An 18,050-nucleotide genomic window follows, 5' to 3' on the forward strand; every position below is an offset into this window, starting at 1 on the left:
CAACAAATCCCGAATTGCTTCGGGATTTATCATGAATATATTTTAGTGATTATTTCTTAGGAGCAATATCCATCAGTTTCATAAACTCATCCAGTTTAGGCATAATGATGATTTCTGTTCTTCTGTTTTCTGCTCGTCCTGAAACGCTCATATTAGTCGCTTTAGGATTGTATTCAGAACGTCCGCCTGCTGTAATTCTTGCAGGGTCTACTCCAAACTGAGTCTGAAGAACTTTAGCCACCGAAGTACCTCTCAATGCAGAAAGATCCCAGTTGTCTCTCGGCAGATTTGGAGAATTCAATGGAGCGTTATCTGTATTACCTTCGATCAATACTGAGTATTTATCATAATCGTTAATTACTTTAGCTACTTTACCTAACACTTCCTGAGCAGCAGGAAGAATGTTATAATCTCCTGTTTTGTATAACATTTTATCAGAAAGAGAGATCATTACTACCCCTTTCAATACTTTTACCTGTACATCTTCATCTGATACATTATCCAAAGATCTCTTCAGCTTGTTAGACAATGCAAGGTTCAGGCTGTCATTCTTCGCATTGCTGGAGATCAGTTGCTTGATATAAGAATTGGAAGCATTGATTTCACCTACCAGCTTATCAATGTTAGCAGAGCTTTTCCCGGTATTGGAAAGACATGCATCAAGTGATGACTTTAAGGCATCATGCTGGCTTTTCAGCAGGTTATTTTCGCCTGTCAATGCAGAGTTCTGAGATTTCAAATCCTGAATTTCTCTCTGTCTTTCTCCAATATTCTCAATACACTGCTTATAGTTTGTGCTCAAAGCATCATACTGCTTCTTGCTGACACAAGATGTCATTCCCAGCGCCATTGCAGAAACTGCTAAAATTTTTAAAATCTTCATAAATAATCATTTTTAGACTACTCAAAGTTAGGGAAATTCAATTGAATTATATCGGTTATCTTTGCATAAAAGAAATTCTCAACATATATGTTGGCAAAATCCACCTTTATCAGTCAATTAAAAAATCTCCTCCCCGAGCCGGAAAATAAAACCTATCTTCTGGCGGTAAGTGGAGGTGCTGACTCTATGGTTCTGGCCTCTTTGTTCCAGGATTTTGCATCTGAAATCCAGGATTCCAGATTCAGGTTTCAGGTTGCCCATATCAATTATAAACTTCGTGGAAATGATTCAGATCTGGACCAAAAAACAGTACAGGGTTTTTGTGAGAAAAATCATATAAAATTTCATCTGTATGAAGTTTCAGAAAAAGATCAGAAACCAGAGAACTCTATTCAGCTTTGGGCACGGGAACTTAGATACCATTTTTTCAAAGAAATCCAGAAAAAAGAAAATCTGCAATTTCTGGTTACAGCCCATCATCTGAATGACCAGCTGGAGACCTTTGTCATCAATCTTTCTAAGGCAGCCGGCATCAATGGACTGAGCGGAATTCCATCGAATGACAATTCTATTCTCAGACCGCTTTTAGATTTTTCAAAAAAGGAAATTTATCAGTTTGCAGAGCAAAACCATATTGAATTCAGGGAAGATCTGTCTAATAAAAAGAATGATTATTTGAGAAATAAGATTAGAAATGAAATTGTTCCGCTTCTGATGGAAACCAATGATCACTTTCTTGAAAACTTCAGAAAAAGTTCTTTGTACCTCAATCAGACCAAAGATTTTGTTCAAAAACAGATTCAGGAAATAGAAAATCGTCTTACTGTATTTAACCCGGACTTCAAAATCCTATCAAAGAAACAGCTGGATCAGCAAAGTGATTTCGTAAAATTTGAAATTTTAAAAAAATACGGATTCATCCGGGAGGAAGAAATCCCCAAAATTTTTAAAGCAGAAAACAACCGTTCTTTTTTTTCAAAAGAATATCGTTTGATCGTTAACCGCGATCAGCTGATCTTTATCAGTAAGAATGATGATCAGGATACTGACGAGGAAATAGAACTGATGGATCATTCTGATTTTTCTGAAAACCAAATCAACATCAATCTCGTAGATTATATTGAAAGCAATGATGGAATGAATAAGGATTTTGAATGGCATTTTGCTGCTGAAAAACTTCAATTCCCACTGCGTTTGAGAAAGCAAAAAGAGGGAGATGAGTTTTATCCCACCGGTTTTTCGGGAAAAAAGAAGATTTCAAAATTTTTCAGGGATGAGAAATTATCTGCTTTGGTCAGGGAAAAGACCTGGTTACTATGTGATTCCAGAAATCATATTTTGGGGGTAGTCCCTCTTAGACAGGACCGCAGATACCAGGCAGACAGAACGACTCAAAAAAAGATAACTGTAAAGTGGACAGAAAAACAACTAATTCGTTAGCTGTTGATGATTTTAAGAAAGACAGCAATATAGCTTTTGGAATTTTATACCAACAGTATTTTGGTTATACTCAAAAATTCATTCTCAAGAATAAAGGTAATCAGGAAGATGCTGAAGATGTGTTTCAGGATGCATTACTCATTCTTTATCAAAAACTGAATGCTGACGAGTTTAAAGTTCAAACCTGTCTTGGAAATTATATTATCGGAATTGTTAAAAACCTCTGGTTTAAAAAATTAAAGCATCAACATTTTTATATAGAATCTCCTGAGGTTTACTTCTTAGAACATCAGCAGGAAATAAGTGCTGCCATTGAGAATGAAAGATATTACTGGGAAAAGCTGATGGGTTATATCAAGTCTATTTCTTCCCATTGCCAGAATCTGATCCATGACATTTTTATCGAAAATAAAAGCATGGAGGAAATTCAGGATAAATATCAGTATTCCAGCAGGCATAATGCTCAGAATCAAAAGTACAAATGTGTTGAACAGATTAAAAAGGCGAAAAACAATAATATTTTTTCTGTCTGAAAATCAAAATGTTATGAAAAAAAATTCAATATATGGGTGATTTTTTTATTGTTCTGAGAACATAATAAGAAAAGAAATATATGTTCAAAAAAATGATATTGAGCTTTCTTATAGCAATAGGAATTTCAATAAATGCACAAAGCAAGGGCATCAATTTTCAAAAAATTGATTTGGAAGCCGCGAAAAAAATCGCAGCAAAAGAGAATAAACTGATCTTCATTGATCTGTATACCACCTGGTGCGGGCCTTGTAAGCTCATGGCAAAAAATACCTTCACAGATTCTGAAATTGGAGAAATGTTCAACAACAATTTTGTGAATATTGCAATAGATGCAGAAAAAGAAGGACTGAGCCTGGCCAAAGAATTTAAAGTGGTCAACTATCCCTCTTTCTTATTCCTGGATCCAAAAGGGAAACTCGTTCAATATGATTTCGGATACTATAATCCTGAACAGTTTTTAGGAGTAGGAGCTTCAGTCTTGAAAAAAAAAGCATCCCAATCCGGCAAAACATTAGATCAGGTAAAAGGCAGAATGATAGGAGATAAGATTGATAACTTCACGGCGAAAGACCACTTGGGCAATACATTTTCTTCATCAGAAGAAAACAAAAAACTGGTTGTAGTATTTATTCGTGGACAATGGTGTCCTTACTGTAACAAATACATTGAAACTTTACAAAATCTGGCTCCTGAACTGAAATCGAAGAATGCGCAGCTCGTTATTATCTCTCCTGAAAAACCGGAATTTATAGAAAAGACGATCAGCAAAACAAAGACAGACTATACTGTTTTATATGATGAGGGATATAAAATCGCAGAGGCATTTGATGTATTGTATACACCTGACAGTGAGACTCTTAATTTTTACAACTCAAAATTAAAGGACGATTTCGCTAACAGCAGATCAGATCATTCAGGAAGACTTCCTGTATCAGCCACTTTCATCCTTAATGAAGGTAAAGAAATTACATGGAGACATTTTGATACAGATTATAAAAAGAGAGCATCTGTAGAGGATATTGTAAAAAATCTGAATTGATTTTTTCAGAAGTTTTTAACTGGCCAAGGCTATAAGTCAGGAAAATTGACAAAATCAATAATCATTTTAAATGACAGAATAAGTTATACTTCTATTGTTATTAAGACAAAAGACGGAATATTTTAAACCTCAGGCTTAAAAAAGAAAGTTTCTAAGTTTTTTAGGGACGAAAAATTATCTATTTTAGCGAGGCAAAAATCTGGATACTGTCTGACAGTGATGATTATGTATTTAGATCATCCCTTTCGGGCAATAGAGAAGATATACAAAGAATGAGAAGACAGAATGGAGTCTCAAAATTTTAATGAAAGGAACAATGAAATTTAGAAATTGGTTTTTATTAATTCTGCTATTTTTAGCAACGGGAATTAATGCACAGATAAAAAACCCTGTAAAATTTAAATTTACCATCAACGATCTGGGAAACAATCAATATGAAGCAGTATTGAATGCTACCATGGAAAGCGGATGGCACATCTACTCAAAAGATTTACCGGAAGATACGGGAATCCCCACCGAATATAAGGTGACAGGAAAGAATATCGAACTGATCGGAAAGTTTACTGAAACGGGTAAAAAACATGAAGAATTTTCTGAAGCATTCGGAGGAACGATTGTTTTCTATTCCAATACAGCTGGATTCAAGCAGAAATTTAAATTAAAAGACCCTACGAAACCTGCAGATGTCACTTCTGAAATTACTTATCAGACCTGTGATGACAGAGTATGCCTGGCGCCCAATACATTAGAATTCAATCAAAAGGTTACTCCAAAAGGAGCAACGGAAGAGGCTACAGCTGAAGAAACAGCAACTCCTGTAAAGGACTCTGCAAAAATAACTGAAACCGTTACTGAAAATCCTGCAAAAACGGAAGCTACCATTACAGAAACTTCAAAACTGGATCCTAAGCAGCTGAAGATTGAAACCATAGATTTCAAAAAACCGCTGACTGACTGTGGTACTGCTTCTGCTAAAATGGATGAAAATTACTGGACCTATTTATTCTTAGGGTTTATCGGAGGATTAATTGCATTGCTTACCCCTTGCGTTTTCCCGATGATTCCTCTAACGGTTTCATTCTTTACCAAAGGAAGCAAAAACAAAGCAAAAGGGAAAAGAGATGCTCTGATTTATGGATTCTTCATCCTGCTTATCTTCGTTTTATTGAGTATTCCTTTCCATATTATTGATGGAATTGCAGGAAATATCTTCAACGAAATTTCTACAAGTGTATGGCTGAATATTACCTTCTTTATCATATTCATCTTCTTTGCCGGAAGTTTCTTCGGATACTATGATATCACCTTACCGAGTTCAATTGCCAATAAATCTTCTAAAGCGGAAGAAGCAGGAGGTATTATCGGTATTTTCTTCATGGCACTGACATTGGTGATCGTTTCTTTCTCCTGTACAGGACCTATTTTAGGAAGTTTATTGGGAAGTGCAGTAACAGGTTCTTCCAATGTTCCGATGCTCTTGACGTTTGCTTTAGCAGGATTCGGGCTGGCATGGGCTATTATTTTCGGATTACTGGCATTATTCCCACAGGCATTACAAAGTCTTCCAAAATCCGGAGGATGGATGAATACAGTAAAAGTAGTTTTAGGTTTTGTAGAACTGGCATTGGCATTAAAATTTTTATCAAAAGCAGATCTTGTATCTAAAACATTCTTCTTAAAAAGAGAACTTTTCATTGCGATCTGGATTATTATTGCCTTAGGACTGGCCTTATATTTATTAGGGTTTATCAGATTCCCGCATGATGATAAGAAACCTAAAATCTCTATCACCAGAAAAATATTGGGTGCATTGGGAATTGGCTTTGTAATCTACCTGGTGCAGGGTCTGATCCCTTCTGACCGTCCTAAGCTTCAGCTATTAAGTGGAATTTTACCTCCATTGAATGTGAGCTATTTCCATGATGAAAAAGACGGAATCCTAGGCATGCACCCGGAACACGACTTCTTCAAAGCGGTGGAGCTGGCTAAAAAAGAAGGCAAACCTATCCTGATCGACTTCACGGGATACGGATGTGAAAACTGTAGAAAAATGGAGGAATTTGTATGGAGTGAGCCAGATATTCTACCGATCTTACAGAATGACGTAGTATTAGCTTCTTTATATGTGGATGATAAAGAAGAGCTTCCTGAGGATCAAAAAACTAAAATTGACCTTGGTGACGGACAGATCAAAAAAGTAAAAACAATTGGCGACCGATGGAGCTTATTCCAACAGGTTAACTTTAACAATAACTCTCAGCCTCACTATGTATTGGTAACTCCAGACGGAAAAGTGATCAATACTCCGGTTTCAGGATACATGCCAAAAGAGGATTTCAAAAAATTCCTGGAATGCGGGGTTAATTTCTATAAAAAGAATAAATAAATTATTGATATATCATTTAAAAACTCACACTTTACCGTGTGAGTTTTTTTATTTAAATCTGTGGCAAATTAAGTTAATCAGTAAATCAATTATATCATGGTGATCAGTTTTTAAAAAAGATTAAAAACACGGGAATATTTAAAAATCACCATAAAAACATTCAATAGATTCATGAATTTATTGATCATCAATCAAACAAGGCATGTGTTTTGTAAGAATTTCTCAACAAACACCGTTTAACATTTAAAAATTTTTAATCATGGCAGAAGTAATTGCACAAGAGAAACAAGGAGGCAAACAAAAGAAAAAAATGATCCGGGTAGACATGACCCCTATGGTAGATCTGGGATTCTTACTCATCACTTTCTTTATGTTCACAACCAATTTTACAAAACCTAACGTAATGGACTTAGGATTACCGGCAAAAGACCATAATCCCAACCCGCTCCCAACTGATCATGTAATCGGAGATCAAAACCAGATTACCTTTATCCTTGGAAAAGACAACCGTGTATTCTATCATCAGAGCAATCAGAAAGATCTGAATACAGGAAATCTTAAAGAAACAGATTTCAGCGGAATCAAAATTTCAAAAATCATTGCTGAAGCTTATAAAAAAGCTCCGGCACCGGACATATTCACCGTTATTGTAAAACCGACGGATGATGCCAATTACAAAAATTTTGTAGACATGCTGGACAACCTTGCTATTTCTAAAAAGGAAAGGTATGGAGTAACAGACATCAAACCCTGGGAAACAAAAGTTTACAAGGAATTAACCCAATAAAAGTCAAGAGCATTAAAAAAAATGCTCTTTTTTGTTTACATTTGAAAGGAGAAATAAATCTGCAGTGCCTAACGGCTACACTATTTTTAAACTTCTATAATTTTGAAATCATGCTGAACTTTGAAAGAAAAGGAAACGGAAAAGAAACTTTGGTACTTCTTCATGGATTTATGGAGAATTTATCCATTTGGAGCGACATGGAACATCATCTTTCCAAAGATTTCTCATTGCTCAAAATTGATCTTCCGGGCCATGGACAGTCTGAAATTATCGCAGAGGTTCATACCATGGAACTGATGGCTGAAGAAGTAAAGAAAGTTTTAGATGATCAACATTTAGAAAAGATTCACCTTTTGGGACATTCAATGGGAGGATACACCTCACTCGCCTTTGCTGAAAAATACCCTGATTCCTTAAAAAGCTTAACTTTATTTTTCTCTACTTATTTTCCGGATGATGAAGAGAAAAAACAGCAGCGCATCAAGAGCTACAGAATTATAAAAGATGCTTTTGCCCATTATGCAAGAGCCGGAGTACCCAATTTATTCAACCCAAATGAAAGAGATATCTTAGAAGGAAAAATAGAAACTGCTCTAGAAACTGCTCTTTCCACTAATAACTTGGGTGCGTTAGCCTGTGTGAAAGGCATGGTAATAAGAACCGACAAAAAACATATACTTGAAAATCTTGAAGCTAAAATATTAGTATTGGCCGGAAAACACGATAATGCCGTAAAAACAGATATGATGATCAAACATCTTCCGGACAGAACAAATATTAAATCTTATATTCTGGATTGCGGACACAACGGACATTGGGAAAAACCAGGTATCTGTGCAGAAATTATCAATACGGAACTTCTTCATAATCTTCCCAAAAAACTGATTTTATAACAATCGCTTCCCGATTAATTAAAGTCATGTTTAATAAAAAATCCTGTATATTAGTAGAGGATAATTTTGGCAATGGCTTTATTCTCATTCAAAAAAAAGAAACTACCGGCACCACCGGTTATCGGACTTACACTTTCAGGCGGAGGAATGCGTGGGATTGCTCATATTGCTGTACTGAAAGCTCTGGAAGAATACAACCTTAAGCCGCATATTATTTCCGGTACCAGTGCCGGCTCTATCATTGGTGCATTTTATTCTTTTGGAAAAACTCCTGATGAGATGATGGAGATTGTAAGACAGACTTCTTTCTTCTCCAGATCATCTTTAAAATTATCAAAAAATGGGATTTTCAGCTCCAATTTTATTGTAAAACTATTTAAAGATTATTTCCCGGAAGACAATTTCAGTATTTTAGGGATTCCCTTATATGTAGCTGCTACTGAAATGACCCATGGTATTGTAGACTTCTTTTCTGAAGGAGAGCTTTTTGGCCCGTTACTGGCTTCTTCCAGTGTTCCTTTTATTCTTCCGCCGGTAAGGATAGGCGAGAAAATCTACGTGGATGGCGGTGTTCTGGACAACCTCCCTATTGAGCCGATCATGGACAAATGTAATTTTCTGATTGCGTCTCATGTGAATTCCATCAGTTACGATGAATTACAAAAAATGAGCCTGATGAAAGAATTTGACCGAATTCTTCACCTAGCCATTGCAAAGTCTGTGTATTCAAAAGCGAAATACTGTAATATCTTTCTGGATCCTCCCAAAATGACAAAATACAGTCTTTTCAATAAGCGGTATATGGATGAAATGTTTCAGCAAGTGTATGAATACACCTGTCAGGAGCTTGAAGAAAAAGGATTTCTTAAATCGTCCGGAAATTTTAGCTAAACGAAATTAACAGGCTATTTTACCTCTTTACAATCTTTCGTCCTTTACTTTCTCTTTAAAGCTCTCTATAGTTCCAGCTAAAGAATCCAACGATTTCCCTCCAGCTGCATTAATATGCCCGCCACCATTAAAGTATTTTCTTGAGAACTGATTAACATCCACATCATCCTTACTTCTGAATGATATTTTAACGAAGTCTTCATACAGGTCTTCCATAAAGAATGCAGACATTCTTACCCCGGCAATACTCAGTCCATAATTGACAAAACCTTCTGTATCTCCTTTCTGGAAACCATATTCTTTCAGTTCATTCCTGGTAAGACTTAAAATAGCTACTGTTCCATCATTCACCACTTCTATCCTTCCAAGAACCAGGGCAAGCAGATGCAGACGGGAAACGGTATTGGTATCCCAGGTATTGGATGTGATCATGGCAGGGTCTGCACCCTTTTCAATCAGATTAGCAATAATCCTGTGGGTAGTAGCACTGGTTGAACGAAAACGGAAACCTCCGGTATCTGTCATAATTCCGGTATAAAGACATTCTGCTATATCCTGATTCACCAGTTTTTCATCATCCATCGCTTCAATGAAATGATAAATCATCTGTGAAGTCGCCGGAATTACCGTATCTGAATACACGAAATCAAACTGTTGCGGCTGCTGATGGTGATCAATTAAAATTTTCTTTCCCGGAGCTTTTATCAGCCAGTCTCCCAATAATCCGATCCTTGACGGAGAATTAAAATCCAGGCAGAAAATAACATCTGCCCCAGCAATCATATCAGATGCCAGCTTTCTTTTGTACTCGGCAATAATTACTTTTTTAGACTCCGGCATCCACTTGAGAAATTTCGGAAAATCATTTGGGACGATAACCTCTGCATGAATTCCTTTTGCTTTCAGATAATGTTTCAATCCCAGGCTTGAACCAATAGCATCTCCATCCGGATTATAGTGGGTAAGGATAACGATTCTACGCTCTTCAGTAAGTAATGTATTGATATCTAAAAGTTCTGCTGGTGTAAACATCCGGTGTTTATTTTCGTTAAAATTAAAGTTTTCAAAGATAGAGCTTTTATATAAATCATTTAAATATTATTTTTGTACCCGAAAACGGTTTTCTCATCGGGGTTTGAAAATGCCTTACTGAAAAACATCACATTTAATTTTAAAAAAAGATAATTAAAGTTTGTAACTTATAAAATTTTATATATCTTTGCAACCTGAAAATTAATAGATTAATTACGATTTAAACATATAGTAATGAGTAAAAGAACATTCCAGCCATCAGAAAGAAAGAGAAGAAACAAACACGGTTTCAGAGAAAGAATGTCTACGCCAAATGGAAGAAGAGTTTTGGCTGCGAGAAGAGCTAAAGGCAGAAAGAGATTAACTGTAAGTGCTGCACGCGCTAAGAGATAATTTCTACATTATCATATACAAAACATGCTTGAGAAGTTTCTTTTCAGGCATTTTTTGTTGTTAAAATTTACTAAAATTTAGGCCGCATCAACATCTTTTTTCTATTTTTAGAAGTTGAAATATTTTTATAAGAAACAGCCTTTAAAATTAAATTATGCCACATACCAATATCTCCGGAGATAATATTATAAGTTTACAGCACGCAAAGATTGCGCAAAAAAACTTCACTGTTCTTTCTGATGTAAATCTTAACATTAAAAAAGGTAGATTCTGCTATCTTATCGGAAAAACAGGTTCCGGAAAAAGTTCCCTTCTGAAAACGCTCTACGGACACATCCCACTAGCATCAGGACACGGAGCAGTTGTAGGATTTGACCTGGCAAAGCTAAAACCTTCCGACATTCCAAACCTGAGAAGAAAATTAGGAATTGTATTTCAGGATTTCCAGCTGCTTTCTGACAGAACAGTTGAAAAAAACCTAAAATTTGTTCTGGAAGCAACAGGCTGGAATGATAAAGTAAAAATGGAAGACCGCATCAATGAGGTTTTGGGAAGCGTGAACATGAAAAGCAAAAAGCACAAGATGCCTCACGAGCTTTCAGGAGGAGAGCAGCAGCGTATTGCCATTGCAAGAGCTCTTCTTAATCACCCTGATCTTATCCTGGCAGATGAGCCGACAGGAAACCTCGACCCTGAGACGTCCAACGAGATTATGACATTATTGAAGCAGGTTGCCCTTGAAAACGGCGCTGCTGTAGTAATGGCAACACACGATTACCACATGATTCAAAACTTCCCTGGTGAAGCTATCAGATGTGAAGACGGAAAAGTTTCTGTATTGGATACGTCTGAGTTATTCGAATAAGAATAAAAAAATAAGAAGATTAGAAATAACTAAAATCTAATTTCTAACTTCTCTACTTAAAAACATGAAACTCTCTGGTGAGTTCAAGATATTGGTCCGAGTATTGTCTCGGACTTTTTTCTATAATAAATTCAGAATCATCAAGCTCTTTCTCTTGTAATGAAAATTCCAGTATCAGTCTTTTGATCTTTGAATTTTCAATTCCTTTTATCCTTATTCTCCTGTTTAGGAACAACCCATTTTCCTTCCCAATGGAAACAAAAAGTTCTCCCACATCAGCGGGAATGATCACTGAAAAAATTCCGTTTTCAGATAAAAGCCGGGATGCTTTGGATATTAGCTGTACAAAGTTCAGTTCTATAGTCTGACGCGCAATTTTATCTTTTTCAGACCCCGATTCTTCAAAATAAGGAGGGTTGGAGACAATAAGATCAAACTGATCATTTGTTTCAAAAGTTTTAAAATCCTGATGGCTATTTTTCAGTCTCCCACGAAAAGGAGAATTCTCAAAATTGAATTGGGTCAGCTCTGCAGCATTTTCATTAATATCTAATCCTAAAAACTTAGCCTGCAGATTTCTTTGTGCCAACATAAGAGAAATTAATCCTGTACCCGTTCCAACTTCCAGAACACCGGAAGCATATTCAACATCAGCCAGAGCACCAAGCAGAACACCATCTGTTCCTACCCGAAAGACGTCTTTAGACTGCTGAATTTCAAATTGCTTAAATGTAAAAGGCTTCACTATAAATTGGTAGGCAGTGTAATAATGAATGTAGACCCCTTCCCTACTTCTGATTTCACAGAGATCTCACCTTTGTAATCTTCAATCATCTTTCTTACCATAGATAAGCCAAGACCCATTCCACTATTTTTAGAGGTAAAATTAGGCTCAAAGATTCTTTCGTACATATTCTCAGGAATGCCTATCCCGTTATCCTGAACAGAGATCATGACCCTTCTCTGATGCTGCTCTACATCCACATTGATGATCAGTTTTCTCTGGTCACTTTCTGCCTGTTTTGCATTGGTCACAAGGTTGGTTATGATTCTGGAAAGATAAATCCTGTCCATATTGATCATAATATTGCTCTTATTGGCATGCATAAAGATACTGTCATCATTGAATACGCGGAGAATATCTTCGACTTCAGTATTCAGATTGATCACTTCATTGTTTTTTTCAGGAAGTTTCGCAAATTCTGAAAAAGCAGAAGCCACAGTGGCAATCAGATCAATCTGATCTACGATAGTTTTACTCATCTGTTTTACTTTTTCTTTAATATTCGGATCTTCCGGATCAAATTTTCTTTCAAAATTCTGAATAGTCAGTTTCATTGGCGTCAATGGGTTTTTTACCTCATGTGCCACCTGTTTGGCCATTTCCCTCCAGGCTTCTTCTGAGGCTTTAAACCTAAGCCTTTCCTTTTGGTCCTGAATCTGCAGAATCATTCTGTTATAAGCTCTTGCCAAAGCATTAAGCTCATCATTTTTATAGTATCTGATAGGACGCATTTCATTTTCAAACAATGTAATACGGGTAATCATATCAGAAAATTTTGTAATCGTTTTTGCAAGACTGTTGGATGTAACCCAACTGATCCATATGCTAAACAAGATCAGGAAAATATCAACTAAAAGAATATATTTTACATACTGATGAAGAACATCCAGATAAGCAGACTCATTATGATATAAAGGAATATAAACAATACCAATCGGTTCAAGCTCATTGTTTTTCAGCAAAAGATAAGAAGAAGTCAGCTTAGCATCCTTAGCAGCATCATATCTTGTCAAATCAATTCTTGCATCAGTAGAAAGAATTTTATTAATGATATCAACAGAAATGGTTTTCTGCTCTATTAAACTTTCATCCTTATTGGAAAGTAAATAGTTTCCTTTCAGATCATAAATAACAATATCATGCTGATTGATATCCGCTATTTCAAAAATTTTATTTCCTAAAACTGTTGGAAGATCTTTTGTTTCTACCAATGTACGGCTTACTGCATAGTCCAGATACCGCATTACAGCATTGGTCTTCTCCTGCATATCGATATTACTTTGCTGCATGGAGTTATTCCTTAAAACAAAATAAGGAACAAGCGAAGTGGCAACGACACTTAAGAAGCAGACCAGCAGGAATCCGAAAAACACCCGGTTCCTTAAGCTATATCCTTTATACTTATTAATTGACATTCTACTTTTTAATTAACCTAGCAATATACTTACCAATGATGTCAAATTCCAGGTTTACTTGATCTCCAATCTTCAAATGCTTCATATTAGTAAATTCCCAGGTGTAAGGAATAATAGCTACGGAGAACTGAGCATCTTCACTTTTAGCGACAGTAAGACTGATTCCGTTCACGGTAATGGATCCTTGCGGCACGGTTACAAAACTTCCGTCATTTTCATATTTCATGGTAATAAAATAACTTCCATCCTTATTCTCAATGCTTACCACTTCACCGGTTTTATCAACATGTCCCTGAACAATATGTCCGTCCAACCTTCCATCCATCTTCATACAACGCTCGAGATTCACGACAGTACCCAATTCCCATTTTCCAAGATTTGTTTTTTCAAGCGTTTCATTAATGGCGGTTACCACATATTGGCTCTCTTTTATCTCAACCACCGTAAGACAACAACCGTTATGGGCCAGGCTCTGGTCAATTTTCAATTCGTTTGTAAAAGGACATGTCAGCGTAAAATCTATATTGCTTCCTTTTTCTTCAATCTTCTCAATAACACCAACTGCTTCAATAATTCCTGTGAACATATTATTTTTTGCTAAATTTGTAAATTATAATCTTCAAAGATAATCAAAATGAGCCCAAAAAACCATAAAGTACGAGTAGGAATTTCAATCGGTGATTTCAACGGCATCGGCCCGGAGATCATTATGAAGTCTCTGAAAGACAAAACTATTACAGATTTCTTTACACCTGTAATTTTTGGTTCGGGAAAACTATTCACTTATCAGAAAAATATTTTCAAGCTGAATCTTAATTTCAATTATGTAAATGAAGCTTCACAGGCCCAGGCAGGAAAATTGAACATGGTGAACCTTACCAAAGAAAACGTAAATGTTGAGTTGGGAGTTCCCACAGAAGAATCTACGAAAATGGCCATTGATTCTTTGGAAGCCGCTACTGAAGCTTTGATGAGAGGAGATATCGACGTATTGGTAACCGCTCCCATCAACAAAGATGAGATGGTGAAGATGGGCTTTAAACATGCCGGACACACGGGGTATTTTGAAGAGAAATTCAATAAAAAAGGACTCATGTTCCTTGTCACTGAAGATCTCAAAGTAGCCGTTTCCACGCATCATATTCCTATTGCTCATGTAGCTGAAAATATTTCCAAAGAAAAAATAAAGAAACAGATCAGGGTTTTAAACCAGACGCTTATTGAAGATTTCTGTATTCAAAAACCTAAGATCGCTGTGCTGGGGCTGAATCCTCATTCAGGAGACGGAGGAATTATCGGGACCGAAGAAATTGAAATCATCAGCCCGGCGATCAAAGAGCTTTCCGACAATGGAGTACTGGCTTTCGGACCTTTTCCTGCAGACAGTTTCTTCCAACCGAACAAATACAGAAACTTTGACGCTGTTTTAGCAATGTATCATGATCAGGGACTGGCACCTTTCAAAACATTAGCATATGAAGAAGGAGTGAATTATACAGCGGGGCTGCCTTTTATCAGAACTTCTCCTGATCACGGAGTTGCTTATGACATTGCAGGAAAAAATATTGCTGACGAACAGAGCTTTACGGAAGCAATCTTCACTGCTATTAAGGTTTTTAAAAACAGAAGTGAACACGCCGAACTGATGAATGATCGTCTCCAGCCGAGAAAAATAGCTGTAGACAATGGAATAGATGAAGATCTGCCAGAGGAAACTGAAGCATAAATCTTTAAAACAAATTTTAAATTAATTTGTTTCAGATTTTATTTGTTATTATAAAAAAAATGCATATTTTTGCACACTCATTTTATGGACAAGTTAAGAAACTATGACGTAAGCTTTTCCGGACTTAAAAACGGAAGACACGAGTTCAAGTTTGAGATAGATAAAACGTTCTTTCAATTATTTGACACTGAGCAGGAATTTACGAATCCAAGAATAGAAGTGAATGTATTACTTGATAAACACACTACTTTTCTGGAGTTTGAAATTAAAATTAAAGGATTGGTCGAGTTAATTTGCGACATTACAAATGAAAACTTTGACTACCCTATTGAGAATGAAATCAAAATTCTGGTGAATTTCGGTGAAGAATATGATGACAGCAATGAAGATGTCATTACCATTCCTACCGGAGAGCATGCTTTCAATGTAGCACATTTGATTTATGAAAATGTAATGCTTTCTATCCCGATGAAAAAAATTTCACCGAATGTAAGTGATGATGATCTTAAAATTCTTGATCAGTTCAGTCCTAAAGATATTGAGGTAACTGAAGAAGAAGAACATGAAAGTGACCCTAGATGGGATGCTTTAAGAAAATTAAAAGACAATAATTAAATAGAATAATTTAAATATGATGAGATGATGAATCTCATCGCTCATCAATTAAAAAAGTTATTAGAAAATGGCACATCCAAAGAGAAGACAGTCGTCTACAAGAAGAGATAAGAGAAGAACTCACTACAAAGCTGTAGTTCCTCAATTAGCTAAAGATGCAACAACAGGAGAGCTTCACCTATACCACAGAGCTCACTGGCATGAAGGAAAACTTTACTACAGAGGTAAAGTAGTATTGGAAAAAGAAGTAGCTGCTACTGAAGAAAACTAAGAGTCGCTTTTCGCTGAAAAAGCCTCATTTTAATACAAAAACCGCCCAATTTTGATAAAATTTGGCGGTTTTTTGTTGTTTTTTACGTTTTTTTGGTATCTTTGGCATCAAATCAAATATCAAATTTATGGACATTAAAGACATACAAAATCTTATCAAGTTTGTATCTAAGGCTGAAGTTTCAGAAGTGAAGTACAAAACTAAAGATTTCGAAATCACTATTAAAACTCCATTAGCTGGAAGCGATGCTGTTTACGCACAGCCTGCAGTATACCATACTGCTCCGCAGGCGGTAGCTGCTCCGGCACCTGTTGCAACTCCTGCTGCTCCTGTTGCTGAAAAAGCTGAAGCTGCATCTGATGACAGCAAATATGTAACGATCAAATCTCCAATGATCGGTACTTTCTATAGAAAACCATCTCCTGATAAAGACGTATTTGTAAATGTAGGTGACGAAGTTTCTGTTGGTAAAGTAGTTTGTGTTATTGAAGCCATGAAGCTGTTCAACCAGATTGAATCTGAAATCAGCGGAAAAATCGTTAAAATTTTAGTTGACGACGCGACTCCTGTAGAGTATGACCAACCATTATTCTTAGTAGATCCATCTTAATTAAATATTGATTAATGATGATTGATGATTGATTATAAAATCAATTTCAAATTTCAAATTTTCAAATTTCAAATCGTATTAAGATGTTCAAAAAAATATTAATAGCCAATCGTGGCGAAATTGCAATGCGTATTTTACGTACTTGTAAAGAAATGGGGATCAAAACTGTTGCCGTATATTCTACTGCTGATAAAGACAGTCTTCATGTAAGATTTGCTGATGAAGCGGTATGTATTGGTCCTGCAATGAGTAAAGACTCATATCTTAAAATCCCTAACATTATTGCTGCTGCGGAAATTACCAATGCGGATGCCATTCACCCAGGTTACGGATTCTTATCTGAAAACGCCAACTTCTCAAGAATCTGCCAGAAAAACGGTATCAAATTCATTGGGGCTTCTCCTGAACAGATTGAAAAAATGGGAGATAAAGCGAATGCCAAGGCTACCATGAAAGCAGCTGGTGTGCCATGTGTACCAGGTTCTGACGGATTAATTGAATCTTATGAACATGCTGTAAAAATCGCTGAAGAAACCGGATATCCTGTAATGATCAAGGCTACTGCAGGAGGTGGTGGAAAAGGGATGAGAGCTGTCTGGAAAGCCGAAGACCTTAAAGACCATTGGGAATCTGCAATTCAGGAAGCTGTAGCTGCCTTTGGAAACGGAGGTATGTACATGGAAAAACTGATTGAAGAGCCAAGACACATTGAAATTCAGGTTGCCGGAGATCAATATGGTAAAGCATGCCACCTTTCAGAAAGAGACTGCTCTGTACAGAGAAGAAACCAGAAATTAACGGAAGAAACCCCATCTCCTTTCATGACAGATGAACTTCGTGAGAAAATGGGGGAAGCCGCTGTAAAAGCAGCAGAATTCATTGGATATGAAGGGGTGGGAACAATCGAATTCCTTGTAGACAAGCACAGAAATTTCTATTTCATGGAAATGAATACAAGAATCCAGGTAGAGCACCCTATTACCGAGCAGGTAATTGATTATGACCTGATCAGAGAACAAATTCTTCTTGCTGCCGGAACTCCTATTTCAGGAATCAACTATTACCCTAAACTGCATTCCATCGAATGTAGAATCAACGCAGAAGACCCTTACGCAGACTTCAGACCGTCCCCAGGAAAAATCACCGGATTAAATATCCCTGGCGGGCACGGGATCAGAGTAGATACTCATGTGTATTCCGGATATACTATTCCTTCCAATTATGACTCCATGATCGCTAAGCTGATCACTACGGCTCAGACCCGTGAAGAAGCTATCGCAAAAATGAGACGTGCGCTTGAGGAATTCTATATTGAAGGAGTAAAAACAACAATTCCTTTCCACAGACAATTGATGGATAATGAAGATTATCTTTCAGGAAACTATACTACAAAATTCATGGAAGATTTTGTAATGGATAGAAAGTATGATAATCACTAAGATTATTGTAAAATAAAAATTGAAACTGCCTCCTTCCGAGGCAGTTT

At 36.5% G+C, this 18,050-nt stretch carries 19 protein-coding genes; 14 read left to right on the plus strand and 5 right to left on the minus strand.

Annotated elements, in window-relative coordinates; all coding sequences use genetic code 11:
• Positions 1-49: 49 nt before the first annotated feature.
• The gene (locus AC3FI7_RS13885) at positions 50-883 is read right to left on the minus strand and encodes an OmpA family protein (RefSeq protein ID WP_002976267.1); all 834 of its coding nucleotides are present in this window, start codon (positions 881-883) and stop codon (positions 50-52) included.
• Positions 884-970: 87 nt separating this feature from the next.
• Between AC3FI7_RS13885 and tilS the strand changes: the two genes are divergently transcribed.
• The 7 genes from tilS (at position 971) to AC3FI7_RS13920 (ending at position 8,853) form a co-directional block, all read left to right on the plus strand.
• Positions 971-2,323: a tRNA lysidine(34) synthetase TilS gene (tilS, locus tag AC3FI7_RS13890; protein ID WP_491460337.1), complete on the plus strand. Its 1,353-nt coding sequence runs from the start codon at positions 971-973 to the stop codon at positions 2,321-2,323.
• Positions 2,296-2,856 carry an RNA polymerase sigma factor gene (locus tag AC3FI7_RS13895; RefSeq protein WP_142725470.1) on the plus strand — a complete coding sequence of 187 codons (561 nt, stop codon included), beginning with the start codon at positions 2,296-2,298 and terminating at the stop codon, positions 2,854-2,856. The genes tilS and AC3FI7_RS13895 overlap by 28 nt, the downstream gene beginning before the upstream one ends.
• A 98-nt stretch (positions 2,857-2,954) precedes the next feature.
• A complete protein-coding gene (locus tag AC3FI7_RS13900) occupies positions 2,955-3,896 on the plus strand; it encodes a redoxin domain-containing protein (protein WP_491460338.1) in 942 nt (313 codons plus the stop codon).
• Positions 3,897-4,212: 316 nt separating this feature from the next.
• Positions 4,213-6,282, plus strand: a complete 2,070-nt coding sequence (locus tag AC3FI7_RS13905; protein ID WP_343659997.1) for a protein-disulfide reductase DsbD family protein — start codon at positions 4,213-4,215, stop codon at positions 6,280-6,282.
• 259 nt (positions 6,283-6,541) lie between these two features.
• Complete coding sequence (locus AC3FI7_RS13910) at positions 6,542-7,069, plus strand: biopolymer transporter ExbD (protein ID WP_491460339.1); 528 nt, start codon at positions 6,542-6,544, stop codon at positions 7,067-7,069.
• A gap of 110 nt (positions 7,070-7,179) precedes the next feature.
• Entirely contained in the window at positions 7,180-7,962 is a 783-nt protein-coding gene (locus AC3FI7_RS13915) for an alpha/beta fold hydrolase (protein ID WP_142725474.1), read from the plus strand.
• A 72-nt stretch (positions 7,963-8,034) separates the two neighbouring features.
• Entirely contained in the window at positions 8,035-8,853 is an 819-nt protein-coding gene (locus tag AC3FI7_RS13920; protein ID WP_142725475.1) for a patatin-like phospholipase family protein, read from the plus strand.
• A 27-nt stretch (positions 8,854-8,880) separates the two neighbouring features.
• Here AC3FI7_RS13920 and AC3FI7_RS13925 read toward each other — a convergent pair whose 3' ends face one another.
• Complete coding sequence (locus tag AC3FI7_RS13925) at positions 8,881-9,885, minus strand: DHH family phosphoesterase (protein WP_491460340.1); 1,005 nt, start codon at positions 9,883-9,885, stop codon at positions 8,881-8,883.
• Positions 9,886-10,119: 234 nt separating this feature from the next.
• On the opposite strand from AC3FI7_RS13925, the gene rpmH reads away from it, so the two are divergent.
• Together rpmH and AC3FI7_RS13935 are read left to right on the plus strand one after the other, a co-directional pair.
• Positions 10,120-10,278, plus strand: coding sequence for a 50S ribosomal protein L34 (gene rpmH / locus AC3FI7_RS13930; RefSeq protein ID WP_002976260.1), 159 nt, complete (start codon positions 10,120-10,122; stop codon positions 10,276-10,278).
• Between the two features lie 154 nt (positions 10,279-10,432).
• On the plus strand, positions 10,433-11,143 hold the full coding sequence (locus AC3FI7_RS13935; RefSeq protein WP_076594903.1) for a cell division ATP-binding protein FtsE: 711 nt from the start codon (positions 10,433-10,435) through the stop codon (positions 11,141-11,143).
• A 52-nt stretch (positions 11,144-11,195) separates the two neighbouring features.
• Here the strand turns inward: AC3FI7_RS13935 and AC3FI7_RS13940 are convergent, their stop codons facing one another.
• From AC3FI7_RS13940 to AC3FI7_RS13950, 3 genes are read right to left on the minus strand one after another with little or no spacing between them, the layout of a single operon-like run.
• On the minus strand, positions 11,196-11,888 hold the full coding sequence (locus AC3FI7_RS13940) for a tRNA1(Val) (adenine(37)-N6)-methyltransferase (protein WP_491460341.1): 693 nt from the start codon (positions 11,886-11,888) through the stop codon (positions 11,196-11,198).
• Complete coding sequence (locus AC3FI7_RS13945) at positions 11,888-13,342, minus strand: ATP-binding protein (protein WP_491460342.1); 1,455 nt, start codon at positions 13,340-13,342, stop codon at positions 11,888-11,890. Before AC3FI7_RS13945 ends, AC3FI7_RS13940 begins: the two co-directional genes overlap by 1 nt.
• A 1-nt stretch (position 13,343) precedes the next feature.
• Positions 13,344-13,928 carry a riboflavin synthase gene (locus AC3FI7_RS13950; RefSeq protein WP_142725479.1) on the minus strand — a complete coding sequence of 195 codons (585 nt, stop codon included), beginning with the start codon at positions 13,926-13,928 and terminating at the stop codon, positions 13,344-13,346.
• Between the two features lie 48 nt (positions 13,929-13,976).
• Between AC3FI7_RS13950 and pdxA the strand changes: the two genes are divergently transcribed.
• The 5 genes from pdxA (at position 13,977) to accC (ending at position 18,003) form a co-directional block, all read left to right on the plus strand.
• Positions 13,977-15,068 (plus strand): 4-hydroxythreonine-4-phosphate dehydrogenase PdxA, encoded by a 1,092-nt coding sequence (gene pdxA / locus AC3FI7_RS13955; RefSeq protein ID WP_343660004.1) that lies wholly within the window; start codon positions 13,977-13,979, stop codon positions 15,066-15,068.
• 84 nt (positions 15,069-15,152) lie between these two features.
• Positions 15,153-15,683, plus strand: coding sequence for a YceD family protein (locus tag AC3FI7_RS13960; protein ID WP_491460343.1), 531 nt, complete (start codon positions 15,153-15,155; stop codon positions 15,681-15,683).
• A 67-nt stretch (positions 15,684-15,750) separates the two neighbouring features.
• Positions 15,751-15,954 carry a 50S ribosomal protein L32 gene (gene rpmF, locus AC3FI7_RS13965; protein WP_002976251.1) on the plus strand — a complete coding sequence of 68 codons (204 nt, stop codon included), beginning with the start codon at positions 15,751-15,753 and terminating at the stop codon, positions 15,952-15,954.
• Between the two features lie 127 nt (positions 15,955-16,081).
• Positions 16,082-16,564: an acetyl-CoA carboxylase biotin carboxyl carrier protein gene (gene accB, locus AC3FI7_RS13970; protein ID WP_034692974.1), complete on the plus strand. Its 483-nt coding sequence runs from the start codon at positions 16,082-16,084 to the stop codon at positions 16,562-16,564.
• A gap of 83 nt (positions 16,565-16,647) precedes the next feature.
• A complete protein-coding gene (gene accC / locus AC3FI7_RS13975) occupies positions 16,648-18,003 on the plus strand; it encodes an acetyl-CoA carboxylase biotin carboxylase subunit (RefSeq protein ID WP_142725482.1) in 1,356 nt (451 codons plus the stop codon).
• Positions 18,004-18,050: the final 47 nt, after the last annotated feature.

Source organism: Chryseobacterium sp. TQ-BC-N36, assembly GCF_058382295.1.